25 protein-coding genes are annotated in these 25463 nt (G+C 71.9%); 10 read left to right on the top strand and 15 right to left on the bottom strand.

All coding sequences use genetic code 11. From position 1 onward, the window contains the following. Positions 1-898, top strand: an 898-nt coding sequence (locus E1285_RS27435) for a helix-turn-helix transcriptional regulator (RefSeq protein WP_243723087.1), incomplete at its 5' end; no start/stop codon positions are given. After that, on the top strand, positions 895-1089 hold the full coding sequence (locus E1285_RS27430; protein WP_132157043.1) for a DUF397 domain-containing protein: 195 nt from the start codon (positions 895-897) through the stop codon (positions 1087-1089). The genes E1285_RS27435 and E1285_RS27430, both read left to right, overlap by 4 nt. Positions 1090-1146: 57 nt before the next feature. On the opposite strand, the gene E1285_RS27425 is transcribed toward E1285_RS27430, so the two are convergent. Then, positions 1147-1686 (bottom strand): hypothetical protein, encoded by a 540-nt coding sequence (locus tag E1285_RS27425; protein WP_132157041.1) that lies wholly within the window; start codon positions 1684-1686, stop codon positions 1147-1149. A gap of 325 nt (positions 1687-2011) precedes the next feature. Between E1285_RS27425 and E1285_RS27420 the strand changes: the two genes are divergently transcribed. Continuing rightward, positions 2012-2695 carry a hypothetical protein gene (locus E1285_RS27420; RefSeq protein ID WP_132157039.1) on the top strand — a complete coding sequence of 228 codons (684 nt, stop codon included), beginning with the start codon at positions 2012-2014 and terminating at the stop codon, positions 2693-2695. Positions 2696-2749: 54 nt separating this feature from the next. Here the strand turns inward: E1285_RS27420 and E1285_RS27415 are convergent, their stop codons facing one another. From E1285_RS27415 to E1285_RS27400, 4 genes are read right to left on the bottom strand one after another with little or no spacing between them, the layout of a single operon-like run. Continuing rightward, a complete protein-coding gene (locus tag E1285_RS27415; protein WP_207946852.1) occupies positions 2750-3670 on the bottom strand; it encodes an ABC transporter substrate-binding protein in 921 nt (306 codons plus the stop codon). 22 nt (positions 3671-3692) lie between these two features. Further along, entirely contained in the window at positions 3693-4379 is a 687-nt protein-coding gene (locus E1285_RS27410) for an ABC transporter permease subunit (protein WP_132157037.1), read from the bottom strand. Then, positions 4376-5026 (bottom strand): ABC transporter permease, encoded by a 651-nt coding sequence (locus E1285_RS27405; RefSeq protein ID WP_132157035.1) that lies wholly within the window; start codon positions 5024-5026, stop codon positions 4376-4378. The genes E1285_RS27410 and E1285_RS27405 overlap by 4 nt, the downstream gene beginning before the upstream one ends. Further along, positions 5026-6216, bottom strand: coding sequence for an ATP-binding cassette domain-containing protein (locus tag E1285_RS27400; protein ID WP_132157033.1), 1191 nt, complete (start codon positions 6214-6216; stop codon positions 5026-5028). The genes E1285_RS27405 and E1285_RS27400 overlap by 1 nt, the downstream gene beginning before the upstream one ends. Before the next feature lie 157 nt (positions 6217-6373). On the opposite strand from E1285_RS27400, the gene E1285_RS27395 reads away from it, so the two are divergent. Further along, positions 6374-7837 carry an aromatic amino acid ammonia-lyase gene (locus E1285_RS27395; protein ID WP_132157031.1) on the top strand — a complete coding sequence of 488 codons (1464 nt, stop codon included), beginning with the start codon at positions 6374-6376 and terminating at the stop codon, positions 7835-7837. 4 nt (positions 7838-7841) lie between these two features. On the opposite strand, the gene E1285_RS27390 is transcribed toward E1285_RS27395, so the two are convergent. Next, positions 7842-8849 carry a LacI family DNA-binding transcriptional regulator gene (locus tag E1285_RS27390; RefSeq protein ID WP_132157029.1) on the bottom strand — a complete coding sequence of 336 codons (1008 nt, stop codon included), beginning with the start codon at positions 8847-8849 and terminating at the stop codon, positions 7842-7844. A 197-nt stretch (positions 8850-9046) separates the two neighbouring features. Here E1285_RS27390 and E1285_RS27385 point away from each other — a divergent pair, with 197 nt between their 5' ends. Then, positions 9047-9586, top strand: a complete 540-nt coding sequence (locus E1285_RS27385) for a cysteine dioxygenase family protein (RefSeq protein WP_243723086.1) — start codon at positions 9047-9049, stop codon at positions 9584-9586. A gap of 163 nt (positions 9587-9749) precedes the next feature. Here E1285_RS27385 and E1285_RS27380 read toward each other — a convergent pair whose 3' ends face one another. Next, positions 9750-10904 (bottom strand): acyltransferase, encoded by a 1155-nt coding sequence (locus E1285_RS27380; RefSeq protein WP_165966785.1) that lies wholly within the window; start codon positions 10902-10904, stop codon positions 9750-9752. Positions 10905-11068: 164 nt separating this feature from the next. On the opposite strand from E1285_RS27380, the gene E1285_RS27375 reads away from it, so the two are divergent. Next, positions 11069-11842, top strand: a complete 774-nt coding sequence (locus E1285_RS27375) for an SGNH/GDSL hydrolase family protein (RefSeq protein ID WP_132157025.1) — start codon at positions 11069-11071, stop codon at positions 11840-11842. Positions 11843-11861: 19 nt separating this feature from the next. Here E1285_RS27375 and egtD read toward each other — a convergent pair whose 3' ends face one another. From egtD to egtA, 4 genes are read right to left on the bottom strand one after another with little or no spacing between them, the layout of a single operon-like run. Further along, positions 11862-12815: an L-histidine N(alpha)-methyltransferase gene (egtD, locus tag E1285_RS27370; RefSeq protein ID WP_132157023.1), complete on the bottom strand. Its 954-nt coding sequence runs from the start codon at positions 12813-12815 to the stop codon at positions 11862-11864. A 13-nt stretch (positions 12816-12828) separates the two neighbouring features. Further along, the gene (egtC, locus tag E1285_RS27365) at positions 12829-13563 is read right to left on the bottom strand and encodes an ergothioneine biosynthesis protein EgtC (protein WP_132157021.1); all 735 of its coding nucleotides are present in this window, start codon (positions 13561-13563) and stop codon (positions 12829-12831) included. After that, positions 13563-14942 (bottom strand): ergothioneine biosynthesis protein EgtB, encoded by a 1380-nt coding sequence (gene egtB, locus E1285_RS27360; protein ID WP_132157049.1) that lies wholly within the window; start codon positions 14940-14942, stop codon positions 13563-13565. Before egtB ends, egtC begins: the two co-directional genes overlap by 1 nt. Beyond that, positions 14939-16171 carry an ergothioneine biosynthesis glutamate--cysteine ligase EgtA gene (gene egtA / locus E1285_RS27355; protein WP_132157019.1) on the bottom strand — a complete coding sequence of 411 codons (1233 nt, stop codon included), beginning with the start codon at positions 16169-16171 and terminating at the stop codon, positions 14939-14941. The genes egtB and egtA overlap by 4 nt, the downstream gene beginning before the upstream one ends. Positions 16172-16421: 250 nt before the next feature. On the opposite strand from egtA, the gene E1285_RS27350 reads away from it, so the two are divergent. Continuing rightward, positions 16422-17714, top strand: a complete 1293-nt coding sequence (locus E1285_RS27350) for a hypothetical protein (protein WP_132157017.1) — start codon at positions 16422-16424, stop codon at positions 17712-17714. Between the two features lie 27 nt (positions 17715-17741). Here E1285_RS27350 and E1285_RS27345 read toward each other — a convergent pair whose 3' ends face one another. After that, positions 17742-19397: an MFS transporter gene (locus E1285_RS27345; protein WP_132157015.1), complete on the bottom strand. Its 1656-nt coding sequence runs from the start codon at positions 19395-19397 to the stop codon at positions 17742-17744. Positions 19398-19548: 151 nt separating this feature from the next. Here E1285_RS27345 and E1285_RS27340 point away from each other — a divergent pair, with 151 nt between their 5' ends. Next, a complete protein-coding gene (locus E1285_RS27340; protein ID WP_132157013.1) occupies positions 19549-20217 on the top strand; it encodes a TetR family transcriptional regulator in 669 nt (222 codons plus the stop codon). 3 nt (positions 20218-20220) lie between these two features. On the opposite strand, the gene E1285_RS27335 is transcribed toward E1285_RS27340, so the two are convergent. From E1285_RS27335 to E1285_RS27325, 3 genes are read right to left on the bottom strand one after another with little or no spacing between them, the layout of a single operon-like run. Then, positions 20221-21393 carry an acyl-CoA dehydrogenase family protein gene (locus E1285_RS27335; protein WP_132157011.1) on the bottom strand — a complete coding sequence of 391 codons (1173 nt, stop codon included), beginning with the start codon at positions 21391-21393 and terminating at the stop codon, positions 20221-20223. Continuing rightward, positions 21394-22500, bottom strand: coding sequence for an acyl-CoA dehydrogenase family protein (locus E1285_RS27330; protein ID WP_132157009.1), 1107 nt, complete (start codon positions 22498-22500; stop codon positions 21394-21396). Beyond that, positions 22501-24129, bottom strand: coding sequence for an AMP-binding protein (locus E1285_RS27325; protein WP_132157007.1), 1629 nt, complete (start codon positions 24127-24129; stop codon positions 22501-22503). A 306-nt stretch (positions 24130-24435) separates the two neighbouring features. Here E1285_RS27325 and E1285_RS27320 point away from each other — a divergent pair, with 306 nt between their 5' ends. Beyond that, the gene (locus E1285_RS27320) at positions 24436-24999 is read left to right on the top strand and encodes a TetR family transcriptional regulator (protein WP_132157047.1); all 564 of its coding nucleotides are present in this window, start codon (positions 24436-24438) and stop codon (positions 24997-24999) included. 84 nt (positions 25000-25083) lie between these two features. Beyond that, complete coding sequence (locus tag E1285_RS46805; RefSeq protein ID WP_207933618.1) at positions 25084-25320, top strand: DUF397 domain-containing protein; 237 nt, start codon at positions 25084-25086, stop codon at positions 25318-25320. Positions 25321-25463: the final 143 nt, after the last annotated feature.

Here is a 25463-nt window from a genome sequence, read left to right as displayed (position 1 = left end):
CCCCTGGAGGTTCCCGGTGACCAGCCCGTTCGTCCGTCGGCGCCGCCTCGCCACCGAGCTACGGACCCTCCGCGAGCAGAATGGGATGACCGCCGACGAGCTGGCCCGGCGCATCTACCGGTCGCGCATGACCGTGTCCAAACTGGAGAACGCCCGGTGCCGACCCGACGTCCGCGACATCGTGAAGATCATGAGGGTCCTCGACGTCACCGGCGACACGTTCGACGAGATCTTCAAGATCGCCTGCGACGCCGCCGACCGCGGCTGGTGGGACTCCTACGGCGACGCAATGGGCCCCCGGCAACGCATGTACGCCGACCTCGAATCCGGCGCCGCGACCATCCGCGAGTACAACCAGTTCACCGTCCCCGGGACCCTGCAGAACCCGGAGTTCATCCGCCTCATGATCGAGTTGGCGCAGGGAGAGGGAACGGTCGGCTTCGTCCCAGACCGCTTGCTGGAAGCCCGACTACGTCGGCAACAGCATGTGCTGGAGCCACAGGGGCCACGTTACGAGGCCATCCTTGATGAAGTCGTCGTACGTCGGCCCATCGCGTCACCGCAGGTGATGATCCGCCAGCTTCGCAGCCTGATCGAGACAGCTCTCCAGAACCCCCGGGTCACCGTGCTTGTTCTGTCCGTGGACGCCGACTTCACAGGTCGCCTGCCCCCGAAGTCAGCCTTTTCCCTCTACACCTTTCCTGACCCCGTCGACCCACCGATGGCTGTAGTTGACACCGTGAGCACGGACATCGTTCACAGCGAGCACGACGAGGTGATGCGATATAACCAACGGTACGAGCATCTGCGGCAGGCCGCGCTATCTGGCGCCGCCACCATCGGCTTGTTGACGGATGCGGCCGACAGTCTTGAGAACGGAATCGGATCCCCCACATGACCACGCAGCACCTCAGCTGGCGCAAGTCGAGTTACAGCGAGGCCGATGGCAACTGCCTCGAAGTCGCGCGCTCCGCCAGTGGGACGATCAGCGTCCGGGACAGCAAGCAAGGGCGCACTAGCCCTGTGCTCGATTTTTCCTCCCGTGAGTGGGCCACGTTCACGCAGGTCGTCCGCTCTACCAAGCCCTAGCAAGCAACCTCGGCCGAGCCCGTCACCTGCCGGGAGTCGTCACGGTGGGTGGCGTGTTCAGATGATGCCGTTTAGGGGGTCGGAGGCGAGGGTCCACAGTCTGTGGGCGACGGGGTGGCGCAAATCCGGGGCGATGGCCTGGGCCAATGTCGCGAGTTGGTGGGGAGGGAGCAGTGTTCCCCCGCGGAACGGGTCGCGCAGCCACACCTTGACCGGCGGCCTTCCGGGGACCCGCACGACCAGACGCGGCAGTGCGCTGCCGAGCCAGGTCGCCATCATCGGCCTGGCGGTCTCCACGCTGACCTGCGCGGCTGAAAGGTCGTGGCTCCTGCGGCCGAAGAGCGCCCGCTGGACGAGGACTCTGCCGTCCACCCAGAACGCGTTCTTGTAGTGATAGGCCAGCGCCAGGGCGATCCACATGTCGAGGATCAGGAACGGCAGCATCATCACGACGCCGATCCATGGGAACTCGGACGACGTGAGGAACATCAGGCCGATCGCCCCTACGACGAGGTTGACCAGGACGAGTGCCGGGATCGCGCATCCCAGGTAGGCGACCCACGTCCCCTTCGGCCATCCCACGTCCAACCGGACCACCCGTCCCCCTTCCCAACCCCTGGGCCAGGTCGCCCTGCCGGTCGGCCTCACGGGGCGCCAGAGCACCACACCGATCAGCCGAACAGAAGTGTACGGATCAGCACAGATCCCCCTGGCCGGGGGGTGCCGGTCCCATCCGAGCATCTGAAGACCGCCGGGAACCCGCGTCGCCGCGTTGAACCGAAGACGGTCGGGGCGTCGACCTTGGTCGGTGGGGTCTGGCCGAGCGGCTCTCGCGGGCGTGGCCGGTGAAGCACGATCCTTCAGGTTGAAGGTCAGCCGGTGAGGCCGGATCGACGTACCGAGGGCAAGGAGGGACACGGGCGTGGGCAAGAGGGGCGATGGGGTCGTCGTGCTGCGGGAGCCGGTCTGGAGCACGGTGGGCATCTATGTCGTCGCCGCGCTGGGGGGAGCGGGCGTCGGCTGGCTCGTCGGTCTCCTGGCCGACTGGCTGGTGACGTTGCCCTGGGCGCCGATGCAAGGCCCGGCCGAACTGGTCGGCTCGATCCCCGCCGTGGTACTGCCCGCCGTGGGCCTGCTGGCGGGGCTGGTGCTGGGATCCGTCGCCCAGTTCGAGCAGCTGGTGGTCCGCCTGGGCAAAGACGATGTGGTACTCACCCGGAAAGGCCGTCAGCAGCGGTTCGCGCGCGAGGACGTCGCCACCGTGTGCCGGGACGGCAAACAATTGGTCGTGCTCGGCCCCGACGGCGGCGAGCTCGCCCGGCACGAGTGCGGCCTGGACTTCGGGCGCGTCGCCGCCGCCGTGACCGAGTACGGCTACCTGTGGGCGGACGCCGATCCGTACGAGGACGACTTCCGCCTCTGGGTCCCCGGTCTTCCCGGGCTCACTGAGGGAGCGAACGCGCTTCTCAAGGCCCGCCAGAAGTCACTGGAGGACAAGGGCGGCGATGACGACGATGTGCAGGCCCTCCGCGAGGAACTGAGCCGTCTGGGCGTCGTGGTGAAGGACGAGAAGAAGCGCCAGCACGTCCGGACCCTGGGGCAATAGACGGACCGACGGCCGGGCCCGCGTGGGCCCGGCCGTCATGCGGTACTCCGCGGGTCAGGCGAGGCCGGACTTCTTGAGCCACTCCTCGGCGACCTTCTCCTGGTCGTCCTTGTCGATGACGATGCGCTTCATCATGTCGAGCAGGTCCTGGGTGGTGAGCTTGGCGGAGATGGCGTTGAGGGCCGCCCGCGCCGTGTCGTCCACCGATTCCTTGTGGACGAAGGGGGTGACGTTCTGGGCGCTGAAGACGTTCTCCGGGTCTTCGAGGACGACCAGCTTGTTCTCCGGAATCGTGGGGTCGGTGGTGAACAGGTCGGCGGCCTGGACCTCGTTCTCGACGAGGAGCTTCACCAGCGTGGACTGGGCACCGGCGTCGAACGGCTTGAACTCCTTGAACTCCAGGCCGTAGACCTCCTGCAGTCCCTTGAGCCCGTGCTGGCGGGTCTCGAACTCCGACGGCCCGGCGATGATCAGGTCCTTGGCGACGCCTTCGAGGTCGGCGATGGACTTGAGGTCGTACTTGGCGGCCGTCTGCGGGTTGACGGTGACGGAGTCCTTGTTCTCGGCCTCGGCGGAGTCGAGGATCTCGACTTCGGCGGGCAGCTTCGACTTCAGCTCCGCGTTGATCTCCTCGGTGGTGGCGGCCTTGCTGTTCTCGTCGACGGACGTGGTCAGCAGCGCGCCGTTGTATTCGGGGATGACGCTGATGCCGCCCTTGACGACCTGGTCGTAGTAGACCTCGCGGGCGCCGATGTTGAACTTGCGGGTGACCTTCACACCCTTGGCTTCGAGGGCCTGGGCGTACATCTCGGCGAGGAGGTTGCTTTCGGGGAAGTTCGCGCCGCCGACGGTGACGGTGCCGCTTTCACCGCCGCCGGACAGCGGGTTGTCGTCGCCGGAGTCTCCGCCGCCGCAGGCGGACAGGGTCAGGGCGGCCACGAGGCCGACGACCGCGCCACGGATGATCTTCTTCATGGGGATTTCCTCTGTTAGGTGGTCAGGAGGAACGGGCGGAGCCGAGCAGGCCCGGCGAGACGACGACGCGGCGCAGCGCCGCGAAGAGCAGCTGGACGATCAGCGCGAGCAGGACCACCAGCACGGTGCCCCCGACGACGAGCTGGTAGTCGTTGCGGGCCAGCCCGTCGATGATGTAGCGGCCGAGGCCGCCGAAACCGGGGTAGGCGGCGATGGTGGCGGTGGCGACGACCTGGATCGCGGACGTGCGCAGCCCGAGCAGGATCAGCGGCAGCGCCATCGGCACTTCGGCCCGCCACAGCACCCCCCAGCCGGTCATGCCCATGCCGCGGGCGGCGTCCTTGGCGTCGGCGTCGACGCCGCGCACGCCCTCGAAGGTGTTGACCAGGATGGGCGGGACGGCCAGCGCGACGAGCGCGACCAGGACGGGGGTGATGCTGTACTCGATGACGACGATGAACAGCACCAGGCCGAAGGTGGGGATCGCGCGGGCGACGTTGGCGATGCTGACGGCGAGGAAGCCGCCGCGGCCGGTGTGCCCGACGAGCAGGCCGAGCGCGAGGCCGATCAGCGCGGCGAACAGCATCGCCACCCCGGTGTAGTAGACGTGCTCCAGCACCCGGTGCGGGATGCCGTTGTCGCCCTCCCACTGCGACGACGCGGTCAGCCACGTCCAGAACAGGTCGATCTGGTTCCACAGGTCGTTCATGAGGCCTTCCCCCGTGCCCGCGCCCATGGGGTGAGCAGCCGCTGGACGGTGACCAGGATCGCGTCGGTGACGAGGGCCAGCAGGACGATCAGGACGGTCGCCGCGATGATCTGGGTCTGGAACGACAGCTGGTAGCCGCGGATGATGTCGTAGCCGAGCCCGCCCTGGCCGATCAGCTGCCCGACGGCGACGAGGCTGATGGACGAGACGGCGGCGACGCGCGTCCCGGCGATGACGATGGGCACGGCGATCGGCAGCTCGACCCGCAGGAGGCGGCGCAGCGGGCCGAAGCCCATGGCGGTGGCCGCCTGCCGGACGGGTTCGGACACCGACGCCAGCCCGTCCACCACGTTCGGGACGAGCACCGACAGGCTGTAGAGCGTCAGCGGGATCATGACCGTGGCCGGGGTGAGCCCGGTGTACTGGATGAAGATCATGAACAGGGCCAGGGACGGGATCGCGTAGAACACGTTCGCGATCGTCAGCGCCGGCGGGTAGAGCCAGCCCCAGCGGCGGCACAGCACGCCGACGGGGATCGAGATCAGCAGCCCGAACAGCACCGGGAGCAGCGCGAGCCGCAGGTGGATCAGGGCGTGCTCGCCGAGCGAGTCGGTGTGGTCGGCGATCCAGCCCCAGTCGATCTCCATCAGCCACCGTCCTTCGAGGCGGCGGGCTCATCGGCGGCGGGCCGGTCGTCGGCGGGCTTGTCGTCGGAGGGCCCGTCGGCGGGCTCGGGGGCGACGTCGGTGCCGGAGCGGGCGATGGCGGTGCTGAGGTCCTGCTGGTCGGCGACGCCGACGAGCTTCCCCGTCCCGTCCACCCCGATGGCGCGGCCGGACGGCGACAGGATCGCGGCGTCGAGCGCCGCCCGCATCGAGTCGCCCTCGACGTCGAAGGTGTGCCCGATCGGCGCGAGCCGCACGTCACCGAGGACGCCCGACGCGGGCAGCGCGCCCGTCGCGGCCCAGCCGAGCGGGCGGCGGCCGGCGTCCACGACCAGCACCCACCCGTTCGCCGCGGCACTCGCCCGGTCGACGGGCGCGTCGGCGGGCAGGACGTCCCGGTCGCTCAGCGGCGCGGCCGAGGCGGGGACGAACGACAGCCGCCGGAAGCCGCGGTCGTGCCCGATGAACCCGGCGACGAAGTCGTCGGCGGGCCGGGCGAGCAGCGCTTCGGGGGTGGCGACCTGGACGAGTTTCCCGCCGGTCTGGAACACCCCGATCCGGTCGCCGAGCTTGATGGCCTCGTCGATGTCGTGGGTGACGAACACGATCGTCTTGTGCAGTTCGTCCTGGAGGCGGAGGAACTCGTCCTGGAGTTCGGCGCGGACGACGGGGTCGACGGCGCTGAACGGCTCGTCCATCAGCATGATCGGCGGGTCGGCGGCGAGGGCCCGCGCGACGCCGACGCGCTGCTGCTGGCCGCCGGACAGCTGGAACGGGTACCGCCGCGCCATGGAGTGTTCGAGCCCGACCCGCTCCATCAGCTCGTGGGCCCGGTCCCGCGCCTTCTTCTTGTTCCAGCGCAGCAGGTGCGGGACGGTCGCGATGTTGTCCACGATGGTGCGGTGCGGGAACAGCCCGGCGTGCTGGATGACGTAGCCGATGCCGCGCCGCAGCTCGGCGGGCTTGTGCTCGCGGACGTCCTGCCCGTCGATGAGGACGCGCCCGGACGTGGGCTCCACCATCCGGTTGATGGCGCGCAGCGCGGTGGTCTTGCCGCCCCCGGAGGTGCCGACGAACACGGTGATGCGGCCGGTGGGGCAGTCGAGGCTGACGTCGTCCAGGGCGACGGTGCCGCCGGGGTAGCGCTTGGTGACGCCCTCAAAGGTGATCAACGATTCACGTCCTCGTTGGGCGCCCGCGACGCCGATGATCGATTCGGCCTTCTCCCCAACCGTAACCACAGGTACGGTCGGCGAAGTGTCCCAGCGTGTCCGGAACCTCGGATGTGGAGCCTACCTACCTGTAATCAGGGGAAAGTAGCCTCGCGCCGTGGAGAACAGCCGAATCGTTATCGATGGGACCGCGCTCACATGCGCGCAGGTCGTGCGCGCCGCCCGCGAGGATGTGACGATCGCCATAGCCCCGGACGGCGTCGCGCGGGCGCGGCGGGCCTGGCGGGTGGCGGGCGAGCTCGCCGAGGCGCAGCCGGTGTACGGGCGCACCACGGGCGTCGGCGCGAACCGCGTGGTGGACGTGGAGTGGGAGGACGCCGACGCGCACGGCCTGCGGCTCCTGCGCAGCCACGCGGCCGGCGCGGGTCCCCTGGTCGCGCCGGAGATCGTCCGGGCGATGCTGGCGGTCCGGCTGAACCAGATCGCGGCGGGCGGCTCGGGCGTCGAGCCGGGCGTGCTGCAGGCCCTCGCGGACGTCCTCAACCTGGGCGTCCTTCCTCCGGTGCCGGTGCACGGGGCGATCGGCACGGGCGACCTGACCGCGCTGGCCTCGACCGCGCTGTGCCTGCTCGGCGAGCGGGCCTGGCTGGCCGACGCCGAAGGGGCGGTGCAGCGCGGCCCCGGCTACCGGCTGCGCTCGCCGGACGCGCTGGCGTTCATCAGCTCCAACGCGGCCACGCTCGGGGAGTCGGCGCTCGCGGTGGCGGACCTGCGGGAGATGCTGCGCGCGTCCACGGTGGTCGCCGCGCTGTCGCACTTCGCCGTGCGGGGCTCGGCGGAGCCGTACGCGCAGGCGGTGCAGGACGCGTGCCCGCATCCGGGCCAGCAGGAGGCCGCGGCGGCGACGCGGGCGCTGCTCGCGTTCGACCAGCCCGCGCCGATGCGCATCCAGGACCCGTACGGCTACCGGGCGTTCCCGCAGGTGCACGGCCCGGCGCTGGAGGCGGCCGCCTACGCCGAGGAGGTCGTCACCCGGGAGATCAACGCGGCGGCCGAGAATCCGCTCATCGACGTCGAGGGCCGGGCGGCCTGGCACAACGGCAACTTCCACACCGCCTTCGCCGGTCTCGCCCTGGACGCGTCCCGTGCCGCCCTGTTCCAGACGATGGCGCTCGCCGCGGCCCGCCTCGGGACGCTCGCCGAGCCGGCGTTCACGGGCCTCTACCCGTTCCAGGGCGCCACGGAGGCGTCTTCGGGGATCATGATCCTGGAGTACGTGGCGCATTCGTGCCTCGCCGACGTCCGGCGCCTCGCGACGCCGGCGGCGCTCGGCAGCGCCGTCCTGTCACGCGGCGTCGAGGAGCACGCGGGCTTCTCCACCCAGTCGGCCCGCGCGACGACCGACGCCGTCGCCGCCTACCGGCTCGGGCTCGGCTGCGAGCTGGTCGCGGCCGTCCGGGCGCTGCGGATGCAGGGACGCGCGCCGTCCGGCGGCCCGCTGCGGGCCGCCTGCGACATGGCCGACGCGGTGCTCGACCCGCGTGTGGAGGACCGGCCGCTCGACTCCGACATCGCCGCCGCCGCGGATCTGCTGCCCGGCCTGGCCCGCCTCCACCCGTGACCGCCTAGCCCGGCGGCTCGCCCGTCGAGGCGCGGACGCGCAGGGACGGCTCGCGGACCACGCGGCGCTTGCGGGGCTTGCCGTCGATGACGTCCACGATGAGCCGGACGGCGGAGTGCACGATGCCGTCGATGTCCCAGTCGACGGTGGTGAGCGGCGGGGTGAGCAGCGCCGACATCGGATGGTTGTCGTACCCGCAGACGGCGACGTCGCCGGGGACCGCGAGGCCGAGCTCGCGGGTGGCGGCGTAGACGCCGTAGGCGATGGAGTCGGCGAAGCAGAACACCGCGGAGGGGCGGTCGGGACGGCCGAGCACCCGCAGGGCGACCTCGGCGGCGGCGGCGAGCGACTGCGGCACGACGACCACGCCGACCCGGAGGCCGAGCCGCTCGGCCTCGGCGTTGACGTGCACGTCGGCTGGACGGTCGGGGGTGCTGGCGCCCGTCGGGGTGAACACGGTGAGGCGCTCGTGCCCGAGGTCGCGCAGGTGCTCCAGCGCGAGCGTGACGCCCCGCCGGTTGTCGAAGACGACCTCGCCCTGCGCCTGCCCGCCGTGCAGCGCGTCGCCGATGGACACCACCGGGATCGCCGCGGCCAGCTCCGTCCACAGCGCGGCGGACGGGTCCAGCGGCTGGACGATCAGGCCGTCCACCCGCTGGTCGCGGAGCCGGCGGGCCAGGGCCAGCTCCCGCTCGGGCTCGCCGCCGGCGTCGACGATCAGGGCGTAGCGGTCGCGGGCCAGCAGCGCGCGGCCGATGCCGACGGCGAGCGACTGCTGCCAGTAGTCCTCCAGGGAGCCGCACAGCAGGCCGACCTGGGCGGTGCGGCCGCTGGCCAGGGCGCGGGCGATCGGATGCGCCTCGTAGCCGAGTTCGTCGGCCGCAGCGCGGACCCGCTCCTGCGTCTCCTCCGACGTCTGGATGCCGCGCAGCGCGTACGACACCGCCGCGGGCGACAGTCCCGTCGCCTGCGCCACTTCCCGGATGGTCGCGCGCTTGCGCTTGTCCGACATCTCTCCAACCCTAGGGCCCGCCGCCGACAACGCGGCGGACCGGACTTGACGGCCGTCCCCCTGAACCGCTTCACTGATGCGGTTCAGTGATGCGGTTCAGTGCCGTGTCCAGGCCGTCCGCGCACGGTGCGGATCCCCCGCGTTCCCCCGTGCGCGAACAGCGCCGCGACGACCAGGGACCCGAGAGGAGCCAGCCCGTGTCATCCGAGGTCATGCCCCGCGCCGCCGGCTTCGAGAGCCTGCCCGGCCGCGCCCTCGACAAGCGCGAACTGCGCGAGCTCGTCGACGAGGTGGCGGAGCGGCCCGGCCTGTGGCGGCAGCACGTCGCGTTCTCCGACGGCCGGCGCCACTACGCCTCGCTCCACCGGGACGAGCACGTGGACGTCTGGCTGCTCTGCTGGACTCCGCAGAACGACACCGGCTGGCATGACCACGACGTGTCGTCCGGCGCCGTCCGCGTCGTCGCCGGGGCCGTGGAGGAGAACAACCCGCGCCTCGGCGGCGAGCCCCTGCGGACGGTCGTCGGGGAGGGCGAGTCGTTCTGCTTCGGGCCCGACCACATCCACCGGCTCACCGGCGTGGAGGAGGCCAGCGTCTCGATCCACGCGTACTCACCGCCGCTGGGGCGTCTCGGCCAGTACTCCGTCGACGAGTCGGGAGTGCTGCGCCGCCTCACGGTCGGCTACACCGAGGAACTGCGCCCGCCGGACGGCGAAGGCGGGACGGCCGCGTCCTGAGGCTGGAACCTCCGGCGGGCCCGACCGGGGGAGAACGGGCCCGCCGGAGGCGGCGCGTCCGGCCGAAGCCCGCTCACATCGACCGGTCGCCCACATCTCCCTCAGCGCGCCCCGCCGCCGGAGTGTCACACCACCGGTCGGAGAGCGCGCACACGGCGCGTTCTCACCTTTGCGCCGCATCAGCCGGGGTGCGATCCCGAGGCTCACCGCCGTTGAGACGAGGACCGCTCCGCTCACCCCGATCGCCATGACCGACCGACGTAGACGCTTGCGCAGGCGGCGTCCGCATCGGTTCCAGCGACGCGTGCAGCCGGGTGCGCATCCATGCCGCGCCCGGACGTTCGACCAGGCGGTGCACGGCGTAGGCGGCCAGCATGGACGCGCCGACGACGACCGCGAGCGCCGCCCACTTGCCGAGCCCCGGGTACAGCGCGCCCAGCAGCGGGAGCGCGAGCTGCGAATGGACGACGTACAGCGGATAGGTCAGCGCCCCGAGAAGGGTCAGCCCGCTCCAGCGCAGGCGGCTCAGCCGGCCGGTCGCGACCAGGATCATCACCGCGTAGATCCCGGTGATGACGGCACTGACCACGATCACGTCGGCGCCGCGGAACACCTCCTCCGCGCGCCATGCGCCGTAGCGCAGCGCCATCAGGTACGTCACGGCCACGTATCCCCACAGCAGCAGCGTCGGCCCGAACCGGTGGATCAGGAAGAGCGCCATGCCCGCGATGAAGTACGGGCTCCACGTCGGCACCAGCATCACCTGGAGCAGCTTGTGGTCGGCCTGCTCGGCGAAGAGACCGCCGAACATCCAGACCGCCATGAAGACGAGACACGAGCGGTAGGTGATGCCGACCGCCGCGAGGACGGCGATGAGCACGTAGAAGTGGAGCTCGACCCAGAGCGTCCAGTAGACGGCGTCCAGGTTCCGGACGCCGAGCCCGCCCTGCAGCATGGTCAGGTTCGGGATGACCACGCCCGGAACACCGTGCCCCTGCCTGAACACCGCGTACACGAACGCGCCGAGCAGCACGCTGACCCAGTACGCGGGCATCAGCCTGACGAGCCGGGAGATCCCGAACTCCCCCGGCCCGCGTCCCCAGGCGCTCATCAGGATCACGAACCCGCTGATGACGAAGAACAGGTCGACCCCGAGATACCCGAACCTGGTGAGCGGCGCGATCTCGGGGAAGACGTCGTACGCCGGCTCGGGCCACGCGCCGGCCCCGCCGAACCCGGTGAAGTGGTAGAGCACCACCGCCAGCGCGGCCAGAAAGCGCAGCAGGTCGAGCTCGCGCAGCCGTTCCCGTCGAGTCACCGCGAAACCATCTCGGCGGCGGGTTGCCCGGCCCGGGACGGGAGGTGAACGGCGGATGTAGGCGAGGCCGCGATCGCGCGTCGGGCCCGCCGGGCGCGGCGGATCAGTAAGATGCCTCAGGCATCCCCGAGCCCGGAAGGGCTCTGGACGATAGGTGGTCCTCGATGACATCTCGCCGCGCCCGCCGCGGCGCGGCGACTCTGGTGCTGTGCCTGAGCCTGGCGGCGGTCCTGGCCGCTACCGGGTGCTCCCCGTTCGAGGGCTCGGTCCACCGGTCCGCGGCGGCGGACAGCCCGGGGAAGGGCGGCGAGGGCGAGCCCCGCGACACCCCGTCCGTGGTGATGTTCCTCGGCGACAGCTACACGGTCGGCGACGGGCGCGTCCAGCCGGAGGCGACGTACGCGTCCGCCACGGCACGGCTGCTCGGGTGGCAGGTCGTCGTCGGGGGGCGGGCCGGTTCCGGTTTCGTCGTGAGGGGCCGGGGCCAGCAGGCGTTCCTCGCCCTGTTCGAGAGCCAGCTCGGCTGGCGTCCCGCGCCCGACATGCTCATCGTGTCCGGCGGCCACAACGACTGGCAGATCCCGCCGCAGCAGGTCGCCGCCGCCGCCCACGTGCTGCTCGAACGCGTCCGGCAGCGCTGGCCCGGCACGCACATCGTCCTGATGGGCCCGATCTGGGGAACGGGGACGCCGCCGCAGGGCGCGATCGCCGTCCGGGACGCGCTGAAGAACCTGACCGGGCAGCTCGGCGTCCCGTTCGTCGACCCGATCGGCGAGCGGTGGGTCACCGGCAACCCGCTGACCGGCGTGGGCAACGCGCCGCAGTACATCAAGAAGGACCGCACCCACCCGAACCCGGTCGGCCACCGGTACGTGGCGACCCGCCTGGCCGGGGACCTGAAGCGGATGGGGATCGCCCAGCCGGCCCGGAAGGACTGACCTCCCGGGCCCGGGCGGCTCAGCCGGTGGGGCGGGCGAGGGTGAGGGAGAAGTCTCCGTCCGGGTCCGTCCAGAACTCGGCGAGTTCCATCCCGGCCGCGCCGAGTTCGGCCTCCAGCCGTTCCCGCCGGAACTTGGCGGAGACCTCGGTGCGCATCTCCTCGCCGGCGGCGAACGACACCTCCAGGTCCAGGCCTCCGATCCGGACGTCCTGGCCGCGGGTGGAGCGCAGCCGCATCTCGATCCACTCCTCGGCCTCGTTCCAGACGGCGAGGTGCTCGAACGCGTCCGGGTCGAAGTCCGCGTCCAGTTCCCGGTTGATGACGTACAGGACGTTGCGGTTGAACTGGGCGGTGATCCCGGCCGCGTCGTCGTAGGCGCGGACGAGCCGTCCGGGATCCTTGACGAGGTCGGCGCCGAGCAGCAGGAAGTCGCCGCCGGACATGGTCGCGCGGACACCGCCGAGGAACCCGATCCGTGAGGCGGGCGGCATGTTGCCGATCGTCCCGCCGAGGAAGGCGATGAGGCGGCGCTCGCCACCCGGCAGCAGGGGCAGGTGCTGCTCGTAGTCGGCGACGACGGCCCGGACGTCCAGGCCGGGGTGGTCGGAGGCGATCCCCGCCGCGGCCTCCTCCAGGAAGTCGCCGCTCACGTCGACCGGCACGTACGAGCGCAGCGTGCCGGCGAGCGCGTCGAGCAGCAGCCGCGTCTTCTCCCCAGAACCCGCGCCGAGCTCAAGCAGCGTGCGGGCGCCGGTGACGGCGGCGATGTCGGACGACCGGGCGACGAGGATCTCCCGTTCGCGGCGGGTCGGGTAGTACTCCTCCAGCTTCGTGATCTCCTCGAAGAGCGCGCTGCCGCGCTCGTCGTAGAACCACTTGGGCGGCAGGGTCTTCGGCGTGCCGGTGAGCCCCTCCCGGACGTCCTGGCGGAGCGTCTTGGCGAGGTCGTCGGCGGTCAGGAACCGGTCCACGTGGTTCTCTCCTTCAGAGGGACGTGATGGAAACGCCGGAGGCGAGGTCGGCGGTGACGAGCGAGCGGTCGGGGACGGTCTTCCAGCCGGGGTCGTCGTAGAGCGGCTCGGACGCGATCCGGATCTGGTCCGCGTCCTCGCGGACGAACAGGGAGTCGCCCCAGGTCGTGGCGGCCAGGGACGTGCCGTCGGAGGCGAGCAGGTTGTAGCGGCCGGGGGCGAACGCGGTGACCGCGCCGATGACGGCGGCCAGGCCGTCGCCGAGCGGGAGGCCGTCCCGCCAGTACCGGACGGCGAGGGCGAACAGCGGCGCCGAGTCGACCGGGGCGCGGGCGTCGGGGACTCCGGCCAGGTCTCCGGCCAGGTCCCGGAGCTTGCCCTCGACGCCTCCGAAGTCGTCGGTCCTCCCGTTGTGGCTGAACAGCCGGTTCCCGGCGCGGAACGGCTGGGCGCACGACTCGTCCACGGGGAACCCGACCGTCGCCGAACGGATCGCCGCGACCGCGCAGGACGCCCGGACGGCCCCGGCGATCTCGCGGAACGACTGGTCGGTCCAGATGGGCTGGGCGCGCCGGAAGCGGACGGCCTCGCCGTCCTGGTACCACCCGGCGCCGTACCCGTCGGCGTTGAGGAGGCATCCCTGCGTCATGCGCGGTGCGTACGACTGGGTCTCCAGCGAGTGCTCACCGTCGTAGATGAGCGAGTGCAGCGTCCGTTCGGGGCCCAGGTAGCCGAGATGGCGGCACATCAGCGCGCCTCCTCTGCGAGGGACCGCGCGCAGCGGAAGCCGGAGAAGATCTGCCGCCTGATGGGGTAGTCCCAGTTGCGGAACGATCCGCGTACGGCGAGCGGGTGCGTCGCCCAGGAGCCGCCCCGGAGCACCTTGTACTCGGGGCCGAAGAAGACTTCCGAGTACTCCTTGTAGGGGAAGGAGCGGAAGCCGGGGTAGCCGCTGAAGTCGGACGACGTCCACTCCCACACGTCCCCGAGGAGACGCCTGACCCCGTAGGCCGACGCACCGGACGGGTAGGAGCCCGTCTCCGATGGGCGGAGTGTCCGCTGGCCCAGGTTGGCGTACCCCTCTTCGTAGACCTCGCCCCAGGGGTAGCGGCGTGACCGTCCGGCCGCCGGGTCCCAGCGGGCGGCCTTCTCCCACTCGGCCTCGGTCGGCAGCCTCTTCCCGGCCCAGCGCGCGTAGGCGTCCGCCTCGTACCAGGACACGTGCTGGACGGGCTCGGCGGGCGGGACGGGTTCCGTCCGTCCGAAGCGGCGCCGCAGCCACCGACCGCCCTCCAGTGTCCAGAACGCGGGGGCGTTCTTGCCGCTGCTGTTGCGCCATTCCCATCCGGCGGGGTCCCACCAGCGCGGGTCGTCGTATCCGCCGTCTTCGATGAAGTCGATGTAGGCGGCGTTGGTCACCGGCTCGGCATCGATGTAGTACGCGGGCAGATCAACAACGTGTACGGGACGTTCGTTGTCGTAGGCCCATGGATCGTCTGACGTGCCCATTTGAAACGCCCCTGCCTCGATCAGGACCTCGTCCACAGCTGAACGGCCGGAGGACACGTTCTGAATGGGTTCGGCTACAGGGTCGAGTAGTGCGGGGGCGCCCTTGCGTAGCTGGTGGGTGGCCAGCATGGTCTCGTCGTGCATGTGCTCGTGCTGGACGACCATCCCGTACACGAACCCGCCCGACGTGAGCGGATCGGCCGTGTCGAACCGCGCCGACGCCAAAGAGTCGAGCACCTTGGCCCGCACCGTGCCGATGTAGGCGCGGGCTTCGTCCGGTGGCAGGAGCGGCAGGGACGGCCGTTCGGCGCGCGGGTGCTCGAACGCGTCGTACAGGCCGTCGATCTCGGGGCGCATCGCGTCCGCGCCCGCCGCCGCGCGCAGCAGCCAGAGCTCCTCGTAGTTGCCGACGTGCGCGAGGTCCCACACGAGCGGCGACATCAGCGGCGACACCTGGGAGGTGAGGTCGTTCCCGGCCAGGACGTCGGTGGTGAGGCCGAAGCTGCGGTCCCGCACGGCGCCGAGTTCGCCCGCGATCAGTTCCTTCAGGGCGTCTTCGTCGTGGACGGCCTCCCTGGGAACGGCGTGGTGCCCGGTGCGGGCTTCCGGGGGGTTCATCGGGGCCATGTCGGAGCCTCCTCGGGCAGCGGCAGCGGCGTGTCTGGTGAATCGGGGGCGGGGTCGTCGGCGGGGGTGCGGCCCCGCTCGACGTACCGGCGGGCGTACTCGTCCACGAGCGGGACGAGGCCAGGCGCGCCGAGCCGGGGCAGCGCGTCCAGCGCCGCGGCGAAGCAGGCCCGCGACGCGGCGGCCAGGGACGGATCGGTGAGACCGCGGCGGGCCGCCTGCGCCCACCTGTGCGCGACCGGCTCGGCCGCGGCCTCGGCGGCCCGCGACGCCGCCGGGTCGTCCAGCAGGGCGGTGGCGACGGCGACGGGGACGGGCCAGTACGGGCCGGGCAGCGCGTCGATCATGCGCAGTTCCAGCCAGCCGCGCGGCCGCACCGGCGGGAACAGGGTGGACAGGTGGTAGGACAGGTCGTCCTCGCCCGGCTCGCCCTTGTTCAGCCACTCCAGGAACGACATCCCGGGGTGGGACATCCATTCGCCCTCCGCGGTGTGGACGAGCATGACCTGGGCGTCGAGCGCGTACCGCGTCCACGCCTCGGCGGGGTCGCCGTCCTCGCCGTCGCGCAGGACGGGCAGGGTGCGGCACGGGTCGAGCTCGGTCCAGATGCCCTGCCGGGAGGAGCGCATCCCGGTGGGGCGGCCGGCGCGCAGCGGCGAGTTGGCGAACGCGGCGACGAACACCGGGCCGAGCGCGTGCGCGAGCCGCCAGCGGCGGAACGCGTCGGTGTGGTCGGCGCCGATGTCCAGGTTGACTTGGACGGACGCGGTCGAGCACATCATCGCCAGACCGGCGTCGGGGAAGCCGCCCGCGCGGAAGTAGTCGCGCATGCAGGCGTAGCGGGGGTGGTCGGCCTGGAACCGCGGCCGCCGGACGGGATCGACGCCGTGCCCGACGAGGGACAGCCCGTCCGATTCGAGGGCGCCGCGCACGTGCGCGGTGTCCCCGTCGAGTGATGTGTGGAGTTCACCGAGTCCGTCGAACGGCGCGGAGCTGAGCTCCAGCTGCCCCCCGGGCTCGTAGGTGATCTTGCTGCCGCCGGGCGGCGGGCCGGCGGCGCCGACGAGGGCGCGCACCCGGTCGCCGGGGACGTGGGCGCCCGGGTCGGCGGCGTCGATCACGAACCACTCGGTCTCCGCGCCGACCGTCCCGGGTGGGCCGGTCTTGAAGCAGACACCGCGAATGTGCTGGTAGACGTCGTCCACGGTCAGCCGGGTCACGCTCGACTCCTCACCTTTGTGATAGCGGAGGCGAACCTTCCCCGCTGAACCGCATCAGAAATCCGACGAAATTCGCGAACTTCATTAAATCTCCGTGAACGTCACTGTCCGCATGCGTCACCGTTACCTTCCGTACTATTCGACGTATCGCCTAATCCCGGACTTCTCAGGCATTGACCGGAAGCGCTAGAGTCCGTCAACCAGCGGTATGCACCATTGGCGATTACCGGGGCGACGATCGGGAGGTCACATGCGCGGGGACATGGGTTCGCTCTACGACGCGCACGCCGACCGCCTGTACGCGTACTGCTGGTCCCTCGTCGGCGACCAGCTCGCGGCGGCGGCCGTCGGAGACGCCTTCACCGCGGCCGTCCACCAGCCGCCGCGCGGCGACAGCGTCCTGTGGCTGTACTCGCTCGCCCGGTCGGCCTGCGCCGAGCGCGGCGCCTTCACCGGCAGCCTCGACGGACGGGGCGGGCTCCTGTTCGCCGACTCCGACCCGCTGCTGCGCGCCGCCGGGTCCCTGCGCTCCGACCACCGCGAGGTGCTGCTGCTGTGGGCGAGCGAATGGCTCGAACCCCACGACATCGCCCGCGTCCTCGGCATCGCGCCGGACACGGTCGTCCAGCTGCTCAACGCGGCACGGACCCGGCTGGAGCGTTCCGTCCTCGACATCCTGATGCGCGGGACGACCGAGGCGCGGCACGACCTCATCACCGCGTTCGAGAAGAAGCGGCTGCCGCGGCTGCTCGCCTCCCGCGCGCCGGCCCGCGCCCCCGGCTGGCTGCGTGACCAGGTCCTGACCGCCTGCGAGGAAGAGTCCGTCCAGCGGCTGCCGAGCGTCGTCTCCCCCAGCCCGCTCGTCGTGATCGGCTCCGACCGGCCTCGCCCGGGGCGCGCCGGCCGGGACGGCGGACGCCCCAGGCGCGGGCTGTCCGGCGGGCTCCAGAAGGGCCTCGGCGCCGCGGCGGGCGTCGCCGCCTCGGCCGCCGCGGTCATCGGGCTGCTCGCCACCTGGCCGTCGGCGAAGGGCGGCGACGCCGGGGCCACGTCGCTGGTCCCGTCGGCGAGCAACGGCCAGACGAGCCCGGCGTCCACCACGGGCCCCGGCGGCCCGCGGCACCCGATGCCCGGCCTCTCCGGTACCGAGAAGGCGACGGGCGAGGCCCCCGGCGCCTCCGGGGATCCGGCCACGGACGGCGGCGCCCCGGCGGGGCCGACCGGCGGGGCCCCGGGCGGCGCGGCCGCCCCGGCGCCCCCCGCGACGTCCCCGTCCGGGACCCCCTCGCGGGAGATCGGCCCGTCGTCGCCGGGCAAGCCGTCGCGGCCGGACAGCCCGTCCACGCCGCCGGCCGGCGAGTCCCCGACCACGCCGCCGCCGGACACTCCGAGCGACCCGACGACCCCGCCGGACGGCGGCTCCGGCGACCCGACCACGCCGCCGCCGGACACCCCGACGGACCCGCCGACGGACACCCCGGACCCGGGCACGCCCAGCCCAAGCCCGACGACCAACCCGACACCGTCGCCGAGCGGCGACTGAACCGCACGGCCCTCAAACCGCACGGCCTCAAACCGCGGCGGCGCCGTCGACCGGGGAGGTGCCGCGCCGGACGAGCAGCGCCGCGAAGATCGCGGCGGCGGCCACCGCCGCGGCGACGGTCAGCGAGGTCTGGAAGCCGTCCATGAACGCGAGGTGGCTTCCGGTGGTGATCGACTCCGCGGCCGGGGCGGGCGTCCCCGGCGGAACGGGCGCGACGCCCTGCGAGACGATCCCCTCCTGACCCGAGAGCTGCCGCGCGGCGCCGCCCGGCACGCCCGCGTCCGTCAGCCGGCCGAACAGCACGTCGCTGACCCTGGTGGACAGCAGCACGCCGAGGACGGACGTGCCGAGAACGCCGCCGACCTGCGCGGCGGTCTGCTGGAGCCCGCCCGCGACGCCGGCCAGGTGGGCGGGGGCGTTGCCGACGATGGCCTCGGTCCCGGCGACGATGACCATCCCGAACGCCGTGCCGAGCAGCACGAACCACGGCCAGAGCTGGACGTAGGGTGCCTCCACCCCGATCCGCGACAGCCCGAACAGCGCGGCAGCGGTGAAGGCCATCCCGATCATGAGCGGCACCCGCGGCCCGAACCGGCTGGTCAGCGCGCCCGCGACCGGTGAGGCGACGATGAACACGGCGGTCATCGGCAGCATCCGGACGCCGGCGTCCACCGGGCTCATGCCGTGCACCTGCTGCAGGTAGAGGGTGATGAAGAAGATCGTCCCGAACATCGCGAAGAAGCCGAGGACGATGAGCCCGGTCGCCGCCGACAGCGACACCGAGCGGAACAGCCCGAGCGGGAGCAGCGGACGCTCGACGCGCAGCTCGTTCCAGACGAACGCGGGGAACAGCACGGCGGAGGCGGCGAACGACACCAGCGGGACCGTGTCCGTGAACCCGGCCTCGCCCGCCTTGATCAGGCCCCAGACCAGGGCGAACAGCGCGCCGCTGAGCAGCGCGACGCCCGGCAGGTCGAACGAGCCGGCGGCCTCCTCGTCCCGCGACTCGCGGATCACCCACAGGCCGACGAGGAGCGCGACCAGGCCGAGCGGGGCGTTGAGGAAGAAGACCGACTCCCAGGTGGCGTGCTCGACCAGCAGCCCCGCGACGATCGGCCCGCCCGCGATGGAGACGCCGAGCGTGGAGCCCCAGACGCCGATCGCGGTGTTGAGCCGCTCGGCCGGGAACGTGTTGCGCAGGATGGCGAGGCTCGCGGGCTGAAGGAGCGCCCCGGCGAAGCCCTGCACGACCCTCCAGAAGATGACCGACCCGAGGCCGCCGGACAGCCCGATCAGCACCGAGGCGGCGGCGAACCCGACCACCCCGGCGAGGAAGGTCCGCCTGCGCCCGAACCTGTCGGCGATCTTCCCCGCCGGGATCAGCGCGACGGCGAGCGCCAGCAGGTAGGCGTTGGTCACCCACTGCAGGCCGGACAGGCTGGCACCGAGGTCCGCGGCGATCGCGGGGTTGGCGATGGTCACGACGGTCGCGTCCAGCCCGACCATCATCACGCCGAGCGCGACGGCCACGAGGGTGAGCCACGGATGCCCGTGTCCCCGCCTGGCGGTCCGCGACCGGGCCTGCGGCGGCCCGTCGGTCGGGGGCTTGCGGGTCGGTGATGCGTCGTTCCGCGGTACGGGGGCGCCGGGATCGAGTGTTCCGGCGCCTTGGGACCGAGTCATTGAGGGAACCTCCGGTTGGAAGGTTCTTAAAGTGTCATGGCATGACACTTGTCGTCAACTGCCTCACGTCGCTATGCGACATCAGTCACTTGACGACATTGTTCATGCCGTGTCTCTTGGCGGGCGATCCCCGGGTGGCTACACTGCGCACATGACCGCGACCGCCCCCGAAACCGGAGCCGCCGGCCCCGGACCCCAGCCCGCGGGCAGGCGCGAACGCAAGAAGCAGCGCACGCGGGAGGCCCTCGTCGACGCGGCGTTCGCCCTTTTCGCCGAGAAGGGCTTCGACTCCACCACCGTGGAGGAGATCGCCGACGCCGTGGACGTCTCGTCCCGGACGTTCTTCCGCTACTTCGCCTCGAAGGAGGACGTCGCGCTCACGTTCCAGGAGGAGCAGACCCGCGCCGTCATGGTGGCGCTGGCCGAGCGCCCCGCCGACGAGCCGATCATGACGGCGCTGCGCCGCGCCGTCGTCGGCATCGCCCGCGCCTGCGAGGCCGGCGAACTCGGCTTCGACACCGACCGTTTCGACTGCGTGCTGACGATGATGAGCGACAGCCCGGCCCTCATGGCGGGCAGCCTCGAGCACGCGCAGCGCAAACAGGCCCTGGTGATCGAGTTCGTCGCCGAGCGGCTCGGCGCCGACCCCGCCACCGACCTGCGCCCGCACGTCATCGCCGCCGCCGCCACCTGCGGCTTCCAGGCGGCGGCCGACGCGATGCGCCGCCAGGACGGCGCGTTCGGCTCTCTCTCCGAGACGGTCGACAAGACCTTCGCCATCCTGGAGGAAGGCCTCAACCAGCCGCCGGCGAGCGGCTGACCCTCAGCGGGGGGCGCGGGGCAGCCCGAGCCCGATCATCGCGATCAGCTCGCGCTGGATCTCGTTGACGCCGCCGCCGAACGTCAGCACCAGCGCGCCCTTGGCGAGGCGGTCGAGCGCCGACATGAAGTCCGCCGTCTCCGGGTCGCCGGGGTCGCCGTAGCGGGCGAGGACGTCGCCGAAGACGCGGCCGACGTCCTGCATCCGCTCCGAGGAGTAGATCTTCGTGGCGGACGCGTCGGCGGCGCCGAGCCAGCCGAGGTCCTGGTTCGCGGCCACCTGCCAGTTGAGGATCTCGTTGACGCGCACGTAGGCGTGCACCTGGGCGAGCGCGCGGCGGACGGCGGGCTCCTCGATGAGCGGGCGCCCGTCCCGTCCGGGGGTGGTGCGGGCCCAGCGCTCGAACCGGATGCGGGTGTGCCCGATGTGTCCCGCCGGGCCGAGCGTGACCCGCTCGTGGTTGAGCTGGTTGACGATGAGGTCCCAGCCCTTGTTCTCCTCGCCGATCAGCATGTCCGCGGGGACGCGGATGTCCTGGAAGTACGTCGAGTTGGTGTGGTGCGCGCCGTCCATCGTGATGATCGGCGTCCAGGAGAAACCCGGGTCCTCGCAGTCGACGATGAGCATCGAGATGCCCTTGTGCTTCTTCGCGGACGGGTCGGTGCGCGCCGCGAGCCACACGTAGTCGGCGTGGTGCGCGCCGGACGTGAAGATCTTCTGGCCGTTCACGAGGTAGTGGTCGCCGTCCCTGACCGCCGTGGTGCGCAGGGCCGCGAGGTCGGTGCCGGCGCCCGGCTCGCTGTAGCCGATCGCGAAGTGGCACTCCCCCGCGAGGATGCGCGGGAGGAAGTACTCCTTGTGGGCGTCCGACCCGTACTGGAGGATCGTCGGCGCGACCGAGTTCAGCGTGATGAGCGGGTAGGTGACGTCCGCGCGGGAGATCTCGTTGGCGAAGATCGTCTGCTCGACCGGGCCGAACCCCCGGCCGCCGTACTCCTTCGGCAGCGCGACGCCGAGCATCCCGTCACGGCCGAGCCGCCTGCAGTGCTCCATGTAGGCCGGGCCGAACGGGTCGGCCCCGATCTCGGCGCGCTGCTCGGCGGTCAGGCAGTTCTCGAAGTACTCGCGCAGCTCGTCGCGGAGCCTCTTCTGCTCGGCGGTCAGGTCGATGAACATTCAGGCCTCCTGGGCGACGAGCGAGCCGAGTGCGTCGAGGCGGTCTTCCGCGCCGCCGAGCAGGTGCCCGCAGTGCTTGCCCCAGGCGAAGTAGCGGTGCAGCGGGTAGGTGACGTCCAGGCCGATGCCGCCGTGCAGGTGCTGGCAGGTGTAGAGGGCCCTGATGACCGGATCGCACGCGTTGTAGGAGGCGATCGTCAGCAGTTCCTCGGCGTCACCGGCCCCCTCGGCGAGCCGCCAGACGCCCGCCCAGACGGCCACGTCCAGCGCGCGCTTCGCGATGTAGACGTCGCTGACCTGCATCGTGACCGCTTGGAACTGCGCCAGCGCCCGGTCGAACTGCTCGCGGGTCTTGGTGTACTCCTTGGTCAGCTCCAGCGCACCCTCGATGACGCCGGACGAGACGGCCACCGCGCCCGCGACGGCCGAGCGGCGGAGGGTGTCCCAGGCGGCGCCGTCCGCCGTCCCGCCGAGCAGGGCGTCCGGACCGACCCTCGCGCCGTTCAGCTCGACCCGTGACAGCGGCTCGCTCGTCGCCGACGGCTGGCCGGTGATCGTCGCGGCGCCGGGCTCGACGAGGAAGACCCCGACGCCCCCGCCCTCGACCCGGGCGGGCACGAGGATCCGCGCCGCCTCCCGCGCGTACGGGACGAACGTCTTCACGCCGTCGAGGACGTACCCGTCGCCGTCCCGCCGCGCCGTCGCCGCGACCTCACCGGCCGGGCCGACCTCGCGGTACGCGCCGGTCAGGACCGTGGCGCCCTCGGTCAGCGGCGCCAGCAGCTCGCGCTGCTCCGCCGTCCCGTGCGCGCCGATCGGCACGGCCGCCAGCGCGAGCGACGCGTACACCGGGACGGGCGCGACATGGAGGCCGACCTCGCGCAGGATGACCGCCAGCTCGACCGCGCCCAGCCCGGCACCACCCGACTCCTCGGGCAGGACGATCCCGAGCAGCCCCGCTTGGGCGAGCGCCTTCCACGTCACGTCGTCGTAGGGCGCCCCGCTCTTCTCGAACGCCTCCAGCCGCTCCTGCGCGGCCTCACGCCCGAGCACTCCGGCGGCGAGACCCTTGATCTCCTGCTGGGTCTCGTCGAGGTTGAAGTCCACTCATCCGCTCCCTTCCAGGAGGTGAAGCCGGCCGCTCCGCTCGAACTCCGCCCGGAGGGCGGCCGCGTCCCGCGCGGTCATCGGGCGGTAGTCGAGGTCGCGTCCGGGACGCCACCACACCGGGTCATCGGTACGCCAGCCGTCCTTGACCAGCCGGCGTTTGAGGATCTTGTTGGAGGCGGTGGCGGGCAGCTCCCGCACCACCCGCACGTACCGCGGGGGCCACTTCGGGCTCAGGTCGGCGCGCCCGCGCAGGTAGCCCGCGAACGCCTCGGGGTCGAAGCCGTCGGCGGCGATCGCCAGCATCACCTGGTCGCCGGACGCCGCGTCCGGTACCCCGTACACGGCGAGCTGGCGGACGCCGGGCAGCTCCGCCAGGACCCGCTCGACCTGGGCGGCGCCGAAGTTCTCGCCGTCGACGCGGAGCCGGTCGGCGTCGCGGCCGGCGAAGAACACGTAGCCGTCCGCGTCGGCGTAGGCGAGGTCGCCGCTCCAGTACATGCCGTCGCGGAGGCGGTCGGGCGCGTCCTCGTTGTAGTAGCCGTCGAACAGGCCGAGGTCTCCGGTGTTGACCAGCTCGCCGATGGCCTCGTCGCCGTTCGCGAGCCGTCCGGCCTCGTCGAACGCGGCGGGCGGGCACCTCTCCCCGGTCGCCGGGTCGAGGATCGCGATGGCGTCGGCCAGCTTCCCGATCGAGCCGGACGGCCCGAACGGGTCGGGGACCAGCGAGATCGCCGTCTCGGTCGAGCCGTAGCCGTCGATGACGAAACAGCCGTACCGCTCCCCGAACGTCTTCTGCTCCAGCGGCGCGGCCTCGTTCCCGAACGCGAACTGGACCGGGTTGTCGGCGTCGTCTTCGGCCGCCGGGGTGGCCAGCACGTACGACAGCGCCTTGCCGACGTAGTGCAGGTAGGTGCAGCCGTGCGCGCGCACGTCCGGCAGGAAGGCGGACGCGGAGAACCGGCCGCGCAGCACCAGCTCGGCGCCCGCGGCCAGCGCGGGCGCGTACGCCGCCATGACCGCGCCCGAGTGGAACAGCGGCATCGGGCAGTACACGACCGACTCCGCGGACAGCATGCGCTCGGCGAGCATCACGCCCGGTACGACCACCTTCCGGTGGGTGACGCGGACGGCGCGCGGGCGTCCCGACGTCCCGGACGTGAAGATCAGCATGAGCAGGGTGCCGTCGCCGAGATCCGCGGTGTCCGGGAGCGGGGAGCCGTCGAAGGGGGCGAGCAGCGCGCGGTATCCGCCGTCCTCCACGTCCAGCACGGGGAGCCCCAGCTCGGCGGCGGTCTTCGCGTACCGCGGACTGGTGAGGACGAGGTCGCAGTCGGCGCGCTCGGCGTCGCCCGCGAGTTCGGCGGCGCTCCGGGTCGGGTTCAGCGCGACCACGACCGACCCCGACAGCGCGGCGCCGCCGAGAAGGAACACCAGCTCAGGCGTGTTGTCGAGGAGCACGCCCACGTGCACGGGACGTCCCTGCTCCCGCCGGCCGTCCATCCAGGCGGCGCGGGACGCGCATTCGGCGACGACCTCGCGCCAGGTCCAGGCCCGGCCGTCGTCGGCCGAGCGCAGTCCGGGGCGTCCGTCGTCCGCCCTTGCCTCCAGCAGTGCCGCGACGCTCACCCCGCCACCTCCCAGGCCGACCCCACGGCGAAAAAAGTAGAACAGATTCTAGTCTGTGTCCAGAGGCATGACCTCCCTCGTTCCCGGGCAGATTCGCCTAGCATGTCAGGGCCAACCGGCCGGAGAGAGGGATCCGGCCGGGCCGCCGCCCGCACCGATCAGATAACACGTTCTCGTGCGGGCTGTATCCTTGGCAGGACACGTCGGGCGACCGCGCCCGCACAGGAGGGATCGACCGTGACCGCAGAGCCCACGGTGACCGGGGACGAGACCCCGGGGCAGGCGGCCGGGCGGGCGGGGCAGAGCGTGCGCTCCCGCAGCCAGCACCAGCGGCGCAAGCGTATCGTGCAGGCCGCCGCGGCGCTGGCGTCGCGCGGCGGCATCGAGGCGATGCAGATGCGCACCGTCTCCGAGCGCGCCGGGGTCGCCCTCGGCACCCTGTACCGCTACTTCCCGTCCAAGATGGACCTGGTCGTCGCCGTCGTCGGCGAGGAACTCGACCTCCTCGAACGCAGCATCGAGCGCCGCCCGCCCCGCGCCGGCGACCCGCCGCAGCGCGCGGTGGAGGTGCTGATGCGCGCCACCCGCGGGCTGATGCGCGAGCCGGAACTGGCCGAGGCGCTGATCCGCTCGCTGCTGCTGTCGGACGTCAAGACCGACTTCGGCGAGCGGATGACCGGCCTGCTGCTGCTCGCCGCGTCCGGCCGGCCGGACACCATCACCGCCGACGACCCGCGCCGCCTGGTCGCCCGCGCGCTGTCCGGCATCTGGACCATGGAGATGATCGAGATGCTGCGCGGGAACGCCACCGCCGAGGAGATCCAGGCCCGGCTGGAGATCTCCGCCGCCCGCCTCCTCATCGACACCTGACCGGGCACGGCTTTCCGCTGTGTCACCGGCCCCTCACGCACTAACCTTGGGGGCTGACAGCGCCAGGACGAAGAAGGTGTGCCAGTGACCGAGCAGGAACCGATCCTCAGCGACGGGGTCATCATCGAGTTCATCGATGGCAAGGACGTTCCCGTCCAGCACAAGGATTTCGGTGAGAGGGCGGTCGTCATGCGCGACGCCAAGAAGCCCGAGGGCCCCATCCTCTACTTCACCGAGGCCGAGTGGGACGCCTTCATAGCCGGCGTCAAGGACGGCGAGTTCGACGACCTCCTGGAAGAAGACCCCACGGAGGCCCCCTGACGCGCATCACCCGAAACGCCCCCGGCCCACCACCGGGGGCGTTCGTCATTCGGGCTGGACGATGTGTTCCGGGCGGACCGGGATCCGGGGCAGGCGGCGTCCTGTGGCGTCTCTGATGGCGGCGACTATGGCGGGGGTGGAGG

Origin of the sequence: Actinomadura sp. 7K507 (genome assembly GCF_004348425.1) — a bacterium.
Classification (GTDB): Bacteria; Actinomycetota; Actinomycetes; order Streptosporangiales; family Streptosporangiaceae; genus Spirillospora.
Note: the sequence above shows the minus strand (reverse complement) of the source record. Positions and strands in the feature narration are given on the sequence as shown.

Bases quoted from the DNA above. Each gene is read 5' to 3' on its own strand.
- E1285_RS27430 (WP_132157043.1), top strand. From the start codon at position 895: ATGACCACGCAGCACCTCAGCTGGCGCAAGTCGAGTTACAGCGAGGCC.
- E1285_RS27415 (WP_207946852.1), bottom strand. From the start codon at position 3,670: ATGAAGAAGATCATCCGTGGCGCGGTCGTCGGCCTCGTGGCCGCCCTG.
- E1285_RS27410 (WP_132157037.1), bottom strand. From the start codon at position 4,379: ATGAACGACCTGTGGAACCAGATCGACCTGTTCTGGACGTGGCTGACC.
- E1285_RS27405 (WP_132157035.1), bottom strand. From the start codon at position 5,026: ATGGAGATCGACTGGGGCTGGATCGCCGACCACACCGACTCGCTCGGC.
- E1285_RS27390 (WP_132157029.1), bottom strand. From the start codon at position 8,849: ATGTCGGACAAGCGCAAGCGCGCGACCATCCGGGAAGTGGCGCAGGCG.
- E1285_RS27375 (WP_132157025.1), top strand. From the start codon at position 11,069: ATGACATCTCGCCGCGCCCGCCGCGGCGCGGCGACTCTGGTGCTGTGC.
- egtC (WP_132157021.1), bottom strand. From the start codon at position 13,563: ATGTGCCGCCATCTCGGCTACCTGGGCCCCGAACGGACGCTGCACTCG.
- egtB (WP_132157049.1), bottom strand. From the start codon at position 14,942: ATGAACCCCCCGGAAGCCCGCACCGGGCACCACGCCGTTCCCAGGGAG.
- E1285_RS27350 (WP_132157017.1), top strand. From the start codon at position 16,422: ATGCGCGGGGACATGGGTTCGCTCTACGACGCGCACGCCGACCGCCTG.
- E1285_RS27345 (WP_132157015.1), bottom strand. From the start codon at position 19,397: ATGACTCGGTCCCAAGGCGCCGGAACACTCGATCCCGGCGCCCCCGTA.
- E1285_RS27340 (WP_132157013.1), top strand. From the start codon at position 19,549: ATGACCGCGACCGCCCCCGAAACCGGAGCCGCCGGCCCCGGACCCCAG.
- E1285_RS27335 (WP_132157011.1), bottom strand. From the start codon at position 21,393: ATGTTCATCGACCTGACCGCCGAGCAGAAGAGGCTCCGCGACGAGCTG.